Annotated in this window: 12 protein-coding genes; 4 read left to right on the forward strand and 8 right to left on the reverse strand. The window is 48.4% G+C overall.

The genetic code is table 11. The features are described from left to right. Window positions 1-104: 104 nt before the first annotated feature. Both ACO0K2_RS07870 and ACO0K2_RS07875 read right to left on the reverse strand, forming a co-directional pair. Complete coding sequence (locus ACO0K2_RS07870; RefSeq protein WP_423017430.1) at window positions 105-1,616, reverse strand: S8 family peptidase; 1,512 nt, start codon at window positions 1,614-1,616, stop codon at window positions 105-107. A 49-nt stretch (window positions 1,617-1,665) separates the two neighbouring features. After that, the gene (locus tag ACO0K2_RS07875; RefSeq protein WP_423017434.1) at window positions 1,666-3,309 is read right to left on the reverse strand and encodes a hypothetical protein; all 1,644 of its coding nucleotides are present in this window, start codon (window positions 3,307-3,309) and stop codon (window positions 1,666-1,668) included. Between the two features lie 419 nt (window positions 3,310-3,728). Here ACO0K2_RS07875 and ACO0K2_RS07880 point away from each other — a divergent pair, with 419 nt between their 5' ends. Beyond that, window positions 3,729-4,235 carry a peroxiredoxin gene (locus ACO0K2_RS07880; protein WP_423017498.1) on the forward strand — a complete coding sequence of 169 codons (507 nt, stop codon included), beginning with the start codon at window positions 3,729-3,731 and terminating at the stop codon, window positions 4,233-4,235. A gap of 155 nt (window positions 4,236-4,390) precedes the next feature. Beyond that, window positions 4,391-5,326, forward strand: a complete 936-nt coding sequence (gene lpxC / locus ACO0K2_RS07885) for a UDP-3-O-acyl-N-acetylglucosamine deacetylase (RefSeq protein WP_423017436.1) — start codon at window positions 4,391-4,393, stop codon at window positions 5,324-5,326. 67 nt (window positions 5,327-5,393) lie between these two features. Here lpxC and dxs read toward each other — a convergent pair whose 3' ends face one another. The 3 genes from dxs to ACO0K2_RS07900 are packed head-to-tail and all read right to left on the reverse strand — an operon-like array spanning window position 5,394 to window position 8,437. Further along, a complete protein-coding gene (dxs, locus tag ACO0K2_RS07890; protein ID WP_423017438.1) occupies window positions 5,394-7,271 on the reverse strand; it encodes a 1-deoxy-D-xylulose-5-phosphate synthase in 1,878 nt (625 codons plus the stop codon). Window positions 7,272-7,283: 12 nt separating this feature from the next. Then, window positions 7,284-8,171 carry a polyprenyl synthetase family protein gene (locus ACO0K2_RS07895; protein WP_423017440.1) on the reverse strand — a complete coding sequence of 296 codons (888 nt, stop codon included), beginning with the start codon at window positions 8,169-8,171 and terminating at the stop codon, window positions 7,284-7,286. Beyond that, on the reverse strand, window positions 8,168-8,437 hold the full coding sequence (locus ACO0K2_RS07900) for an exodeoxyribonuclease VII small subunit (protein ID WP_423017442.1): 270 nt from the start codon (window positions 8,435-8,437) through the stop codon (window positions 8,168-8,170). The genes ACO0K2_RS07895 and ACO0K2_RS07900 overlap by 4 nt, the downstream gene beginning before the upstream one ends. 467 nt (window positions 8,438-8,904) lie before the next feature. On the opposite strand from ACO0K2_RS07900, the gene ACO0K2_RS07905 reads away from it, so the two are divergent. After that, window positions 8,905-11,130 (forward strand): DUF1631 family protein, encoded by a 2,226-nt coding sequence (locus tag ACO0K2_RS07905; RefSeq protein WP_423017444.1) that lies wholly within the window; start codon window positions 8,905-8,907, stop codon window positions 11,128-11,130. Between the two features lie 67 nt (window positions 11,131-11,197). On the opposite strand, the gene ACO0K2_RS07910 is transcribed toward ACO0K2_RS07905, so the two are convergent. Both ACO0K2_RS07910 and ACO0K2_RS07915 read right to left on the reverse strand, forming a co-directional pair. Then, on the reverse strand, window positions 11,198-12,151 hold the full coding sequence (locus ACO0K2_RS07910) for a lipase secretion chaperone (protein WP_423017446.1): 954 nt from the start codon (window positions 12,149-12,151) through the stop codon (window positions 11,198-11,200). A 35-nt stretch (window positions 12,152-12,186) separates the two neighbouring features. Beyond that, on the reverse strand, window positions 12,187-13,119 hold the full coding sequence (locus ACO0K2_RS07915; protein ID WP_423017448.1) for a lipase family alpha/beta hydrolase: 933 nt from the start codon (window positions 13,117-13,119) through the stop codon (window positions 12,187-12,189). Between the two features lie 530 nt (window positions 13,120-13,649). Between ACO0K2_RS07915 and ACO0K2_RS07920 the strand changes: the two genes are divergently transcribed. Further along, entirely contained in the window at window positions 13,650-14,750 is a 1,101-nt protein-coding gene (locus ACO0K2_RS07920; protein WP_423017450.1) for an aromatic ring-hydroxylating oxygenase subunit alpha, read from the forward strand. A 55-nt stretch (window positions 14,751-14,805) separates the two neighbouring features. Here ACO0K2_RS07920 and ACO0K2_RS07925 read toward each other — a convergent pair. After that, on the reverse strand, window positions 14,806-17,054 hold a 2,249-nt coding region (locus ACO0K2_RS07925), incomplete at its 5' end, for an MBG domain-containing protein (RefSeq protein WP_423017452.1).

A 17,054-nucleotide genomic window follows, 5' to 3' on the forward strand; every position in this document is an offset into this window, starting at 1 on the left:
CTTTTTCTGGCATTCAAAACAGCACACGCCGTTTTTTTGGTGCAGGAAGATACGTCGAACTTCTGGCAGACGAGGGTTGATTCTCGCCTGCCAGTGATGATCAATTAACTCCCAGCCGCTGCTTTGACCGCTGCTGCTGCGTCGACGATACCCGCACCACAACCTGGGCAGTTCGCTGGCGCTGGGCGCGCGGTCGAAATCAGGATGCTCTTGATTTGTGCTGGTGTTAACGTAGGTTTGACCGCCAACATTAATGCAGCAACACCGGCCACGTGTGGAGTAGCTTGTGATGTCCCTGCCATCGTTCCATAGGTCGTATCATCGGTTGATACGGTCGTGCCTGTTGGTAGGGTCGATGTGATCACGTCAGCTGCAGTCGTGAAGCCGCCTCCTGGTGCTGCTACTGATACGGAGCCGCCATAATTAGAGTAGCCTGCACGACCACCTGCGATCGAAGTTGACGCCACCGTGATCACACCAGGGCAATTTGCAGGAGAGGAAAGTTTAGCGTCGATGCTTTCATTACCTGCCGCAATAACGATCGTGGTGCCATTTGCCATCGCCATTTGGAATGCTGCCGCATTGGTTTTTGTGCAGTAACCAGTGCCACCGAGAGAAAGATTGATGACGTTGGCTTTGTTGGCATTGGCAGGCACACCAGAGACACTCAGACCAGCCGCCCAAGCGACAGCATCAGCGATATCAGAATCTGCACCACCACATTTCCCTAGCACGCGTAACGGCAATACCTTTGCTGATGGTGCTACACCGATCACGCCCGTATTATTAGCCGCTGCCGCGATGGTACCTGCGACGTGTGTGCCATGCCAACTGCTCGCGTTGCCTGCTTGACTTGGACATACGGTGTCGTCGTTAGGAACCCAGTCGCCTTGATCCAATGCATCATAGCCACGCGCACTCTTAACGCCTGATGGCACTGTGATTCGCGCGATCACAGGGTCAGTAATGAAGTTATAGCCGTACTGACCCGCTACACCATTTTGTGCTGGAACCAAGTTTGGCAGAATGTCTGGATGAGGGCGATAACCCGTGTCCAATACGGCGACAACGATACCTTTACCCAATGACAAATCCCACGCTCCAGGGAGGTTTAAGCCGCCCGCTTGTGTGGAAGATGTTTGCATGTCCCATTGCGCGGTCGCATACAGTGGATCCGTCGGTACATACTGCGCGTGACGGATATAATCTGGCTCTGCGTATTCTACCGTGCGGTCATTCTGTGCCAGCTTTGCTGCCAGCGCACGCATCTGCGCTGGTTTTAAAGGTACGCTGGAATGATAAACCCAGCCACCGGTGACGATTTGACGTTTCACGGAGAAGTAGGCGCCAAACGATTGAGCGACAGATTGAAGTGTGGATAAGCGCTGTGTTTGCAAAGCCGTTACTGATGAACCACTACCTACGCTAGTCGTAGTCGCATTATAGCTAGCATCATTACGATACTTCACGATGATCTGGCTTAGATTTTGTTCAACTTGCGGCTTGGTACGACCATTTTTATTTGCTGCAGTCACATTCGCGAATACCGGGTTCATTAACGACGCGGCAACGCAGGCGACCATCAGTGACTTCACAGGAAAATTAATTGCTTTCATTCTTTTATTACTCCAAAAAGGGTACGGCATTGATCAAATGTAGAATTGATCAGCTTGTAAATGGGATTTTTGTCAGTTTGGCCGGCGCTGTGCCGCCACCTGCCCATTGATCACCCCAGTTAACAAAGGTACCGTCTTTATTGACCGCGAGGAACGCGCCGAAAGGTGTCGCGTAAATTGCCCGTACATTTGTCAGGCTCGCAGCTACGGTGCTGCTATTACCACCTTTGCTTGCCATACCCCACGTGACAACAGTACCGTTCGATTTGAGTGCAGCAAATGCATATTTATTTGCCGTAATTGAGACCACGTTAGTCAGTTGAGATGCAACGCTGCTACTGTCGCCACCCACTGTTGGATCACCCCAAGTCACGACGGTGCCATCATTTTTTAAGGCGGCAAAAGCGTATTCAGATGACACGATGTTTTTAACGTTAGTCAATGATGATTGCACTGCATTCAGACTCGTCTGCATGCGCTGCAGGTCACCCCAGCTAATCACGTTGCCGTTCGTCAGAAGCGCAGCAAAAGCGGATTGTGTTGCATAAATCTGCGCAACGTTGCTTAATGAACTAGCAATAGAGGTAGTATCTGCTGCGTCGACTGAAGTTGCATCACCAAAAGCTGTGGCTGCACCTGATTTCAAGGTTGCGACCCCGACCACGCCGTTGGCAGTCAAGTTGGTCACTGTCGATAGCGTTGTCGTTGGAATCGCCCAGCCAAATGAACCTGTCCAGCCCGCGACGGTACCGTCTTTACGTAATGCGACGAAGTCATAGTTGGTGCCGACGATTTGCGTGACGTTTGTCAGCGGTAAAGTGGCGGAGCTGCTATCACCACCAGAATCTGTGTCACCAAAAGTCACAACGGTACCGTCGGTTTTCAACGCTGCATAAGCGCCTTCGGTTGCGGCGATGCTCTGCACATTGGTCAAAGAGGCCAATGTCGATGCACTTAAGCCGTTTGATGGGTCGTTCATGGGTGTATCGACTTGTGAGATTAACCCGCGATAATTACCCCATGCAACAAAAGAGCCATCCTTTTTAATCCCAAAATATGCAACACGACCAGGAATGATTGACGCAATATTGGTCAACGGACCAGTCGCAATAGATCCCTTCGCCGGATCGACCAAGTTAGGGTTGGATTCACTGACATAACTACTGCCCCATGTTTGCACCGTATTATCGGCTAATAACGCTGCAAAGCCACGGTCAGAGGGATAAAGTTGAGTGATATTGGTCAGGCTTTCTGCGGTTGCTGTTTGCCCTCCCCAGACTGGATTTCCCCAAGCTTCTGCGGTTTTATTTTGTAAAACAGCGAATGCAGCAAGTGAGGTAAAGACCGCAAGTGGCTGTAGGTTTTCTGTTGCAGTAGCTGTTGAACATGTGGCGGTCGCAGAAATGGCCGAAGACGGCTGCGTATCTTGGATGCTTAAGCCCGTACCTAATGCAACCCCACCGGAGGTTTGCCAAGAGACGGTTGGTGTTGCTGAGCAATTTGTTGATGTAACCTGTGCTGTCAGTGTTGTTCCACGTGCACCGAAAACGTCGATGGTGACGGTTGGCGGTGGTGGTGCTGCTGGAGATGACGAGCCGCCACAGCCTGCCAAGAGGGTTGTAAAGCCTACCCCTACTAAAGCGAGGCAGATGCGCTTCATCGGCACGCTACTAAACGGAATCATTTTATTCATTTTCTGAGCCACTCCTTTGATACAGTCAAAATGTAAAGCCAGATAACTTGAAATAACCTTAAAGCCTTGCGTATCTCACTTTATCGACACTCGTCAGTTTGCACCTTTTTCGGTGCAGCAATCTGAAATTATTTTTTACGTAAACGCGATCTAAATATATTAAGGTCTCGATTTGCGTAAAGGTATCCTAGCATTTTATTTGTTAAAAAATGTCACAATTCGCGCAACTTTGTAAATATTTGTCATTAATGTGGTAAATAAATCAATTGATTTTAAGTAATTTTTTCTTAGGTTCTGCACGTTTTCTCTTCCTGATGCATACTTCCGCAGCGTATCGCGAACATATCGCCTACGTTGTATCAATTCGTACCATTCGTAAGTGATGGTAACAACCATAGATTTTCATGAAAGGAATAATGATGAGCATTCAAATCGGCGAGCATTTACCAACCGGCAGCCTGGCGGAGTTTATTGAAGTGGAAGGGGAGGGATGCAGTATTGGTCCAAATACATTCCAGGTGGCTGATTTAGTTAAAGGTAAAACGATCGCGATCTTCGGATTGCCTGGCGCTTTCACGCCGACTTGCTCTGCAAAACATGTTCCTGGTTATATCGCCCATGCCGCTGATTTAAAAGCCAAAGGCGTGGATGAAATTTGGTGTATTTCTGTAAATGATGCCTTCGTCATGGGTGCTTGGGGTCGCGATCAAAAAGCAACTGGCGTGGTGCGTATGATGGCTGACGGTAACGGCGAATTCAGCAAAGCCTTGGGCTTATCGGCTGACTTCAGTAAATTTGGCATGGGCACACGTTCCCAGCGTTATTCATTGCTGGCAGTGGATGGCGTGGTAAAACAGTTGAACGTTGAAGAAGGTGGTAAGTTTGAAGTTTCCAATGCTGAAACATTGTTAGCGCAACTGGGCTAATCGTCCACCAAAGTCAAAAAAACAGCGCATTGCCGATAAGGCATGCGCTGTTTTATTTTGTTTTTTTGACATGTACGATTCTGCCTTGGAATCGGTCTACGCCTAGGTTTAAAGTGTGTTACGTTGGTTTTTGTACGAATTGTTATAATACGCAGATGTTAAAGCAAACAACCATCAAACAATTAGTCAAAACCGTTGGCGTCGGATTGCATTCAGGGACCAAAGTGGAGTTGGTATTACGCCCAGCTCCAGCGGACACGGGAATCATCTTTACCCGCACAGACCTGACTCCGCCCTTGGTGTTTCCGGCCGATGCAATGAGTGTCGGGGATACCCGTATGGCGTCGACGCTTTCCAACAATGGACAGCGCGTATCCACTGTTGAGCATTTACTGTCTGCCTGTGCAGGATTGGGTATCGATAATTTATACATCGACGTTAGTGCAGAAGAAATTCCGATCATGGATGGTTCTGCATCGTCCTTTGTTTATTTGCTGCAGCAGGCTGGCTTGCAAGAGCAGGCAGCGCCGAAGAAGTTTATCCGGGTACTGAAACCAGTTGAAATTCGTGAAGGAAGCGGCAAGAGCGAAAAATGGGCGCGCCTAGAACCCTACGATGGGTTTAAGCTGCACTTCTTTATCGAGTTTAATCATCCCGCCGTTGATGGCACCGTGCAAACGGCTGAAGTTGATTTTGAGAAAGTATCCTTTGTCAAAGACGTTGCGAGAGCACGGACGTTTGGCTTTATGCAAGATGTTGAAATGCTACGGGGTATTGGCTTGGCTCGCGGTGGTTCAATGGAAAACGCCATTGTGATGGATGAGTACCGAATTTTAAATTCAGACGGCTTACGATTCGATGATGAATTTGTACGCCACAAAATTTTAGATGCGATCGGTGATCTATATTTGATCGGCCATCCTTTCCTTGCTAGCTATACGGCGCATAAGTCGGGTCATGGTTTGAATAATCAGTTATTGCGCGTATTACTCTCTCAGCCAGATGCTTATGAAGTGGTCACCTTTGATGATATTCAAGGGGCGCCTGTGAGCTATTCCGAACAAAGTCAGCGTGAGTGGTCAAAGGCATAATCTTTGATTTGAATACCAAAAAAAACGGCTACCTTGGTAGCCGTTTTTTTGTGGGAAGCGAAGCTGATTAGGCGTTCGCTGCCAGTTTAGGTACAGCAGCGAGTGTGCTCGCAAAACGTTGGCGAATCGAAGATTCAATACCTTTCGCATCGAGTCCACATTGGCTTAACAGCAGACCGACATCGCCGTGATCGACAAACTTATCTGGTAATCCAAGGATCAGCAGCGGAATTTCGATACCCGCCTCAGAGAGCGCTTCAGCAACGGCCGAGCCAGCGCCGCCCATGGTACATCCCTCTTCAACGGTCACCAGCACATCATGAGACGCCGCAAGCGATTTCACTAATTCAGCGTCCAGCGGTTTAATAAAGCGCATATTGGCGACGGTGGCGTCGAGGTTTTCTGCTGCGGCCAAGGATGGATACACCATCGATCCAAAAGCAAGAATGGCGATTTTTTGACCTTGACGTTTCAGCTCACCTTTGCCGATAGGTAATGTGGTCAATTCCTTTTCAACAGCAGCGCCAATGCCTGCACCACGTGGGTAGCGAATTGCTGCAGGCCCAGGATAGTGATAACCAGTACTCAGCATCTGACGACATTCGTTTTCATCTGCTGCGGCCATGACGACCATGTTAGGAATGCAGCGCAAGAAAGCCATATCATAGTTACCTGCATGCGTTGCACCATCAGCGCCGACCAATCCGGCGCGATCCAAGGCAAAGGTCACATCGAGATTCTGTAGAGCGACGTCATGAATCAACTGATCATAAGCGCGCTGCAAGAAGGTGGAATAAATCGCAACGACTGGCTTTAATCCTTCACATGCCATCCCAGCTGCAAACGTCACGGAATGCTGTTCTGCAATACCAACGTCAAAGTAACGCTGTGGGAATTGCTTTTCAAATTCAACCATACCCGAACCTTCGCGCATCGCTGGTGTGATGCCGATCAGTTTGTTGTCGGTCGCTGCCATGTCGCAAAGCCATTGACCGAATACTTGGGTGTAAGTCAGCTTAGAGGATGTGCTTGGTTTGATGCCTTCGGCTGGGTTGAATTTGCCCGGTCCGTGATACAACACAGGATCCGCTTCCGCCAGCTTGTAGCCTTGACCTTTTTTCGTGACCACGTGTAAGAATTGCGGTCCTTTCAGGTTGCGGATATTTTGCAGTGTCGGAATCAGTGATTCCAGATCATGGCCGTCAATCGGGCCAATGTAATTGAAACCAAATTCTTCAAACATGGTTGCTGGTACCAGCATCCCTTTTGCATGTTCTTCAAACCGCTTTGCTAATTCCAACATCGGTGAAGGCAATACCGATTTGCCGACATTACGTGCCGCGGCATAAAACTTACCAGACATCAGGCGCGCCAAGTAGCGGTTGAGTGCACCTACCGGTGGCGAAATCGACATGTCGTTGTCATTGAGGATCACCAGCATGTTGATGTCGTCATAAACACCCGCATTGTTGAGCGCCTCAAACGCCATACCCGCTGTCATTGAACCATCACCGATAATCGCCACGGAGTGACGGTCATCGCCTTTATTACGTGCTGCTAAGGCCATTCCCAGTGCTGCTGAAATCGAGGTCGACGAGTGGGCAGTACCGAATGTGTCGTACTCGCTTTCACAGCGTCGTGGGAAGCCTGAAATACCTTCAAACTGACGCAATGTATGCATCATGTCACGACGTCCCGTCACAATTTTATGCGGGTAGGTTTGATGACCCACGTCCCAGATCACGCGATCTTCTGGTGTGTTGTACACATAATGCAGCGCGATGGTCAGTTCAACCGTACCGAGGTTGGAGGACAAGTGTCCGCCAGTTTTGGATACGGATTCAAGAACATATTGACGCAGTTCCGACGCATACGTGTGCAATTGCTGACGAGTCAGGTGGCGCAGGTCTGCCGGAGAATTAATTTTTTGAAGTAAAGTCGTCATAGAGGCTGCCAGTTATGCTTGTCTTTGCACGATCAGATCTGCCAGATCGTGTAAATAATGTGCTTGGGTGCCAAATGGCAATAAAGCTTGATGCGCGTCGTTGCAAAGTTGTGTCGCAAGTTCTTTTGAGGCTGCTAAACCAAGGAGGCTGACATACGTCGGTTTGTTGTCGGCGGCATCTTTGCCTGCCGTTTTTCCGAGCGTTGCTGAATCTGCGGTGGCGTCGAGGACATCATCCACGACCTGGAAGGCCAGACCGATCGCTGCAGAATAGACGTCCAGCGCTTCGATTTCTGTCGTTGTGAGCGTTTTTCCACTCATCGCACCTAACAATACCGCTGCACGTAACAAAGCGCCAGTCTTCAAGCGATGCATTTGTTCTAATTGTTCTCGTGTCAGTGAGAGCCCGACGCTGGCGAGGTCAATCGCTTGACCGCCGCACATGCCCACCGATCCCGATGCTTGGGCCAGTAGACGTACCATCGCGAGTTTGGTCGATGCCTCTCCTGCGCCTTCTGAAAGCACCAAAAATGCTTGTGACTGCAGGGCGTCGCCTACTAATAAAGCGGTTGCTTCGTCATACTTCACATGCACAGTCGGTTTACCACGGCGTAGTGCATCGTCGTCCATGCATGGCATGTCGTCATGCACCAGAGAATAGGCGTGGATCATTTCTACGGCTGCTGCGGCGCGACGGAGTAATTCAGTGGGCGCGTCAAAAAGCTGCCCTGCTGCAAACACTAACAGCGGACGCACCCGCTTACCACCGTCTAACGCGGCATAGCGCATGGCTTCGTGTAATCGCTGTGGAATTACGTCAGATGACGGTATAAATTCTGAAAGTGCTTGTTCGCAATGGTCTTGCGTTGCCTTCATCCAGGTCCGGAAATCCATGCTCATGCAAGGTCCTCATCTTGATCAACGTTAAATGGCTTGAGCATTCCTGCTTCTAATACTTTGACTTGTTGCTCAATTTTATCGAGTTGACTTGCACAATATTTAATTAACTCAGATCCGCGTTGATAGGCAATAACGGATTTTTCTAGGGGTAAATCGCCCGCTTCCATTTGTGCCACGAGCACACTCAGTTCTTCCATCGCCGCCTCAAAGGAGGCGGGTGCAGTACCGTCGTCGGGTACCGTAGCACTGGTATTTTTTTTAGGCATACAATGTTTATTGACAAATAGGGCGCAAAATCACGCCAAAAAGTGTAGCCCGCTATTTTAGAGCAATCCACTCAAGTTGGCGTTAAATTGTCATTGTTACACAAAAAAACTAACAAAATGACATGTTCCGTCTCAGCACAGAAAAAGAGTACTCTTTTATCGCCTTGCGGTCAGCCAGGAACCTAAAAAAGCAGTCAGTATTATGAGAAAAATATTTCCATACGGAAAGTTAAAGTATATAGTGCAAGAAAGTGAATAATCCATAAATCAGCAATAAGACCGATTACTCTGTTTATTGTCTTTGTTTTAATGTTTTATACACGTTTTTGCAGCAAATAGCGTTGATGCCGACCGAATACTTACTGATATCTACTGATGTAAGTATAAAACTAGGTGACAACGCACCGTGTTCTTTTCGTTGTATTTGTTGTTTCTGATAACGTTGCATCATCGTTACGCTGCTTATTATGAGTCAATCCACTCCTCCACATGCCGAACAGACCGGATTGAACACGCCGCGTCCGGCCTTGTTACGTGGATTGATTCCGCTTGCCCATCACGAGACCATCGCGCAGGTGGATGCTTTTGCGTCGCGCCTTGCCAATGCCCTATTAGCGCATTCTGAGCAATGTATGGATTCACGCATTGCTAATTTGAGTTTCCATGCGGGGCAGTTATTAAAGAAGAATGTTTATGCGTTCTATCATATCGCGGCGGTTGAGTTTGAAAAAGCGTTTGAGGCTGAACTGAGGCATTTGCTGTCTGAACCAACATCCAGCACGCTGACGGGTCGCAATGACCAAGAGTTTAGTTTGGTCAGTTATGAAGAAATGGATCAAAAGCTCGCATTGAGTCGTGTCAGTCGTACCATCGAACTTGATTGTGCTGAAGAGTATGCGGCACTGAATATTCGCCTTGCCCATGTGTTATGCCGCGACACGCTGGGCATTACACAAAATCCATTTCGCCCAGACGTCTTTTTACGTGCAATCGTCGTTGCGTGGTGCACGTTTGATCCTGAAAAGGAGAGCCATGATCTGATCTTGCCCTTGTTGCGCACTGATATCTTGTTTGACATCGAGCCTATTCTCGCCACACTCAATCACTGGTTGATCGATCAGGGCGTGCTTCCTGATTTGCAAGAATCCTATCGAATACAACGGAATCATAGTCAAAGCAGGCGCACAGAAAAACATCGTGAAGAGGAAAATGGTGCTGGTCAACGCAAGTCCGCCGACGCATCGTCTGAGCTCACACCATCGCAGAAAAAATTAAAAGAATTTTTATCTGGCGTATCGTCCGGAGCACCATCGGAGGATGCTGCTGCATCCTATCAAGCCTCATCGACGGCAGCACGACATGCAGCGCTGTTCCGCCAACTCGAAGAAGTGCAGAAGAGCAGTCAGCTCACGCAACTCGTCGCGGAAGCCAAGGAAATCGTGCGCCTCTCGGCGTTGCGTGATCGTCTCAGTGAAAGCATTGGCACCGGTGTCGAAAAGCATACGCTGGATGTCTTAGCGAATGTGTTCGATCACGTCTTCTCTAATCCTGCTATCCCAACGCCTGTGAAAGAGTTGATTTCACTCTTGCAGATACCAGTGTTGAAGGCGGCGTTAATTGATAAAAATTTCTTTTTTCAGGAGCAGCATCCTGCCCGTCGGTTAATTGACTTGCTGTCACGCTACAGTCCTGCAGTGGATGAGCAACAAGCTAAAGAAGACCCGCTGTTTCAGGCGATGCAAAAAAATGTTCATCGCGTAACGCAAGAGTTCGATCGCGAAGTGGCACTCTTCGATGAGGTGATTCGTGATCTGGAAACCTATGTCGCCAATGAAGAGCAGGCAAGCAATACCGCTTTGCAAGCGCCCATTCAAAAGGCACTCAGAAAAGAAAAAATTAAGCAGGCAAGCTTAACAGCCAATCACGAAGTCGCAGTGCGTATTGGTACGGGCGAAGTCGTCGCTTTTGTTGAAACGTTTCTCGAAAATCGATGGACTAAAGTATTAACACTGGCTTACACCGTGCAAGAAGAGAAACCCCACGCCGTCGCCGACGCAATTCAGACCATGGACGATCTTATCTGGAGCGTGAAGCCAAAAATAACGTTGCAGGAGCGACAGGAACTGCTTCATCGCTTACCGGCTATTTTGGCGCGATTGAACAAATGGCTAAGCCTGATCAAATGGGAAGACACCGATCGTATTCAGTTTTTTGCTGACCTTGCCGAATGCCACGCGGCGATTGTTCGTGCTCCGCTGGAACTGTCTCCGCAGCGACAGCTTGAGTTAGCCGTCGAGGCTGCACAGCATGCGACGGAGCGCCGATTAGAAAAACGAGCGACGGCGGAGAAAGCAGCCGCAGAAGCTGCAGCGGCTGCAGCGGCGGTCCCACCTATTGATGCGCACAGTATCACGAAGGTTGCACAACTTGAACGGGGAATATGGCTCGAATTCAAGAAAGAGAATGACGAGGTATTGAGAGTCCGTTTGGCGTGGGTCAGCCCCATGCGGAGTTTGTATATTTTTACATCGAGTCAAAAAGAAAAAAGCTTTTCGATTACTGCAACAGAATTAGAAAAGGCCTTTAGTGAGCAACGGGTTCACGTGTTGATGCTGGATCATGTGGTCGATAGAGCCCTCACACAAGCGATTGATACGCTTGCCGATAAAGAGGTGTCAGCGGAGGCACACTAACTGGACCACATGCTGGCACCGATGTTTTCTTCTATACCTTTGTATCTCGACGTCGTTCATCTCCTGATTATTCGTAGGCGGGTAATCGCTTTTGTTCCTGCGCGGTGAACATCGTATTTCTTAGCTGCTGCAATTGCGTTTGCTGCTCGGGCGTTAAGGTATCTGAAGAGGCGAGCCCGAGTTGTTGGCGTTGATTGACATAGCGCTGAATCCTCGCATTCCAGTCGTTTGTCTCACGGTCGACTTCAGCAAGACGGTTTGCCGCTTCGGGACTGGTGGCTGCCGCTCGGAGACGATAAATATCATCTTCACTCGCTCCATCACGTCGCATTTTCTCAGTTTGTTCTTGTAAGCGAACGACCTGATAGGGAGCACTTTTTGCTTCACGTAATTCAGGTGACATTGCTGCGTCGAGTGCAGCCAATTTTTCTTTTTTCTGTGCACCAGTGAGTGTGGCGTCCTGATCGATTGCCATACGCTCAAGGGCATCCTGATCATACGCATCATCAAACCCGAACATGGCTTGTATCTCTTTTTCACTAAAAAATTGGGCACGGAGTTGATGCATACGTTGCCATCGATTTCTGACGGAAGTCAGTAACGTATCGGAAGCCTGCGTTTTTGTTGCTCCATCTTGTTCTAGACCAACGAGTGCCTTTTTATAGGCAATGTACTGCACCAGTAATTGCTTTGCCTGACGTGCCGCCAAAGCAGGAAGTTTTTGATCAAGAATTTTGTCGATTTGTCCTTGAATCTCGGGTAAATTTTTTTCACCCATCGCCGACAGATAGTAATCAAATAAGCGTCTTAATTCGCTACTGACGATGAGGTTACCATCGGCATTTTGTCTGATGTCACCGTCAACGTCTGTGCCGTTAAGTGATTTCACAAATGAGAAGGCATGATCATTTGCCGTCAGTTGAACTCGCTGTTCATGCGTATCTGACCGTGATGGCCAGAGAAAAAATGTAGCGGCGCTACATGCTGCCGCTACCAACACCAATGTTATTTTTGTATTCATGAATGACTCCGCGCCGGTATCGTTGTCAAACCGAATTACAGTCCGCTATTTTTTAAGCGGTTCGCATGCTGCCGGTACAGAGTCACAGGATTGGTTTCAAAGATATTCACTAAACCGATGAGCTGATTGACTTCATCGAGATGGTTCATCGCGTAATTATCTCGGATAACTTGCCCTAAGTGAGATGAGCATGTTCCTACCAGACCATCATTTGGTTCACCATTAAATGCCAGCGAAGTGAGCACCAATATTGGATCAGACGCATCCAGTAGATTGGTCGCCTGTTGGGCACCACTCCAGGAGTAGTAGGCGATACCGTTGACGTTATAGGCGCCTTCTCCGCAGGCGCTTGTTGGAACGCCATCTGGGTGTGCTGCGTTGAATTTTAATGAACCAGGCGTACTGAGTGATGCTGCTGCCATTGCTGCATTTTGCGGAAGTTTTGGTTGGCCTGACAGAAAACTGATGAGTTTTGACGCACCATTGGTGAGAGAGACAATCGCTGCATTGGAATAAGTCCCCGGAGGCGCTACGCCAAGTAAAAAATCGGCAAATTTAGAACCTTTATTGACGCCGCCTACGGAAGTGACAGAAGCCACTAGGTCGGGGCGTACCGATGCAACATAGCGCGAAGTCGGTGAACCATGACTATGTCCAATCAGATTCACTTTGCTCGCGCCTGTTACAGCGAGGATTTGTTTTACTTGTGCCAGTAGTTGTTCGCCGCGCACCTCAGTGCTGTTGGCAGCCGAGACTTGTGTCACAAACACTTGCGCACCATCTGCACGAAGTGCAGCAGGAATGCCGTAAAAGTATTCAACGGGGCCGATGTTATCGAACCCAAACAGGCCGTGTACTAACACGATCGGATATTTTGTACCCGTATAGCCTGTTGCCCATGTCTGTGCTGGTAGCAGAGACAGCGCAATGAAGAGTGCAAAAAACATGTTGCTTAATCGTTTATTCATTTTTTTTCCTTTTCAAAGTCGCTTTAAAAAACCGGGGCGGAACTGATTTCAATTCGTTATGTTGAATCGTGATGAGATCAGTTGGGTTGAGGTTAGTTTTTTTGAGAAGAGGGTGGCAAGCTGCGTCGCAGCAAAAATAAATGATTTACATTTGATGTTTTTGTGTAGAAGAAATGATACGAATTAATAAGGTAGTTTGCCTCATAGTGCACGTGGCTACCAAGGACGAGGTGCGATCTGTTTTTGGGGGGATTTAGAGGTTCTTCACTAAAGTGCTCATGTCGTATGATATTTGGTACAGGTCCGATATTCGCTCCTCATCGCACCTAAGGACTTGATTTATCACAGAAAGTTGAGTAGATCTGGGTGAAATTTAAATCTTTCAGGTATAATGCCCAGTTCTGTCCAAAATTTCCTCTTCAAGTCGTTTGATCGTTTGAATTTTCGTCTGAATTGAAACCCCAGTCGAAAACAGGTTTTTGTGGATTCTTTCTCTCTTAGGTTGGTGCAAATTAATTTGGGGGGTGGGGATGTCCGATCTGGCTTCTTTGTCTACACTCGCGCGTTCTGACGCGCAACTTCCGGTACAAGTCTATTTTGATGAGACGTTATTGCAACGTGAAATCAAAGAGTTGTTCCAAGCAGGTCCACGTTACGTCGGTCATGAACTGATGGTTCCTAACGTGGGTGATTTTGCGACTCTACAGTCCGAAAACGAAGGTCGCATGCTGGTGAGAAACGCGCATGGCATCGAATTGATGTCTAACGTTTGCCGCCACCGCCAAGCCCTGATGTTTAACGGGCGTGGCAACGCAAATAATATCGTCTGTCCATTGCATCGTTGGACCTATGATCTCAAAGGTGAGCTCATTGGTGCACCGCATTTTTCAGATACACCGTGTTTGAATCTCAAACGCACGCCGCTTCAAAACTGGAATGGTCTGCTTTTTGAACAAAACGGCTACAACGTGATGGAACGCATGGGGCAACTCAGCGTTACCAAAGATCTCGATTTCACCGGCTACATGCTGGATCACGTCGAAGTGCACGAATGTGATTACAACTGGAAAACCTTTATTGAGGTGTATCTGGAAGATTATCACGTTGAACCCTTCCATCCAGGTCTGGGTAGTTTTGTGACGTGCGATGACTTGCGCTGGGAATTCGGTGAAGACTACAGCGTACAAACGGTGGGCGTGAACAGTGGCTTGCTCAAATCTGGCTCTGAAAAATACCGTCAATGGCAAGAGCAGGTGTTGAAGTTCCGTAATGGCGAACCACCAAAATATGGCGCTATTTGGCTCACCCTCTACCCGAATATCATGGTTGAGTGGTATCCCCATGTCCTCGTGGTCTCTACGCTGTGGCCAACAGAGACGGGTAAAACACGCAATGTCGTTGAGTTTTATTACCCTGAAGAAATCGTCCTTTTTGAGCGCGAATTCATCGAGGCTGAGCGTGCTGCCTACATGGAAACGTGTATCGAAGATGATGAAATCGGGCAGCGTATGGATGCTGGTCGCAGAATCCTCCTTGCCCGTGGTGAAAACGAAGTCGGACCTTATCAGTCACCCATGGAAGATGGTATGCAGCATTTCCATGAGTGGTACCGCCGTCGAATGGCGCTGTAAGGCGCCTCCTGCTGGAATTGGGTCATCAGTTTCAGACGAAATGAACGCTGCAGGGTTAGAACGATGCACCCTCATTTTCAACTAAGATTGTTCCGTTGAAAACGAGGGTGAGTTTCGTTTGCGCTTGCGTCCCATTCGGATCCGTCGCAGTAATAATCACATCCATTTTCTTGACTCCTATGGGAGGGCGCACCTTGAGCGCTCCCGTCTCAGCATCGAATTGCAGCCATGATGGCAAACTCTCACCGTTTGCTAAGGACGCCTCAAGGGCCAAAGGTGTTGTTTTATCACTCTGTGCAAAGGTATTGGCTGGTAGCGTGAACAAAAACGAATCCGCCTGAAAAACCGGTGCTAGCGTGAGGGTCTTCATACTCACCACGTCGTTATATGCCAGTGCTATTGGCAGGTTTAGTCTCGCCGTACTTCCTTCGTTTGTCGCAGGCACGCTTGGCGTGGTCGTCGCTGGTGCAGGTTTCACACTGAGCTTGCCAGCCACATAATGAATAGCATAATTGGCTGGATCAAATCGACGACCAATAGCATCGCTTGCAATGATGGCATAGGTGCCCGGCGCCGCGTCAGAACCACTGCCATTACTCACCATCGTGACCGTATCAATTGTGTCCAGGCCTTGCAGTCCGTTTGTGGTAAATCCCGTTAGCATAGTATGATCACCGGCTGTTTTTGTGACGTTATTCGCCGCAATGGTGAGATCGGCGGCACTGATCATTACTCGATTATTTTGTGACACCGCCGATAGGCTAGGCAGGATGTAATTGGACGCGAGACCAGTGCCGTCAGCCAAACCAGTAATGCCACTGACATAGTTACTACCATTAGCAGCGACATTGGCATTGTTTGCTGATGCCGTTCCTGTGTAGTTCAGCGTTTGTCCATTGACGCCAATAATGTTGACCTGACCTGACGATAAGCTCGTTGTGCTGTCGTAGGTCTTTGTCGCATTGATCGTTGCGATCGCACGATCAATGTTGAGTGTGCCGTTGGTGAAGATGATATTGCTGTAGTTACTGTTGCTACCACTGACTGTATTGGTATAGGTGCCAGCATTGGTTCCCATTGCACCGCTAGCGGAAATGCCACTGATGTTGGCTGCTGTATCCGTTCCAACTAAGCCAGTCGCTGTGAATCCTCCGATGCTTTGCTGATTGCCGTTGTAGGTGCCACTTTGACTGTTACCGATAATGTTGACTGCGGTAGTGACAGCGTTGATCGTTGCTTTGTTATTGAACGATGCACTGCTTAACGAGGGTAATACATAGTTAGACGCTAAACCAGTACCGTCGCTTAAACCAGTAATGCCACTGACATAGTTACTTCCATTGGCAGCAACATTGGCATTGTTTGCTACTGCCGTTCCTGTGTAACTCAGTGTTTGTCCATTGACCCCAGTGACGCTAATCTGACTTGCATTTAAATTGGTTGTACTGTCATAGGTCTTTGTCGCATTGATCGTTGCAATCGCACGATCAATGTTGAGTGTGCCGTTGGTGAAGATGATATTGCTATAGTTGCTGTTACTACCGCTGACTGTATTTGTATAGCTACCAGCATTAGTACCTATTGCACCGCTAGCAGTAAAGCCACTGATGTTGGCAGCTGTATCAGAACCGACGAGCCCTGTGGCGGTGAAGCCGCTAGCGCTTTGTTGATTGCCGTTGTAGGTGCCACTTTGACTGTTACCGATAATGTTGACCGCGGTAGTGACAGCGTTGATCGTTGCTTTGTTATTTAGCGATGCGCTGCTTAACGAAGGTAATACATAGTTCGACGCTAAACCAGTGCCGTCAGCTAAACCAGTAATGCCACTGACATAGTTACTACCATTAGCAGCGACATTGGCATTGTTTGCTGATGCAGTTCCTGTGTAGTTCAGTGTTTGGCCATTGACCCCGGTGATGTTGACCTGACCTGATGTTAAGCTCGTTGTGCTGTCATAGGTTTTGGTGGCATTGATCGTTGCGATTGCACGATCAATGTTGAGTGTGCCATTCGTGAAGATGATATTGCTATAGTTGCTGTTGTTACCGCTGACTCTATTGGTATAACTACCAGCATTGGTTCCTATTGCACCGCTAGCAGTAATGCCACTGATGTTGGCTGCTGTATCCGTTCCCACTAAGCCAGTCGCTGTGAATCCGCTAACGTTTTGCTGATTACCGTTGTAGGTACCACTTTGGCTATTACCGATAATATTAACTGCGGTAGTGACAGCGTTGATCGTTGCTTTGTTATTTAACGATGCATTACTTAACGAAGGCAATACATAGTTCGACGCCAAACCAG

This window comes from Undibacterium sp. MH2W (assembly GCF_049340215.1).
Lineage (GTDB): Bacteria > Pseudomonadota > Gammaproteobacteria > Burkholderiales > Burkholderiaceae_D > Undibacterium.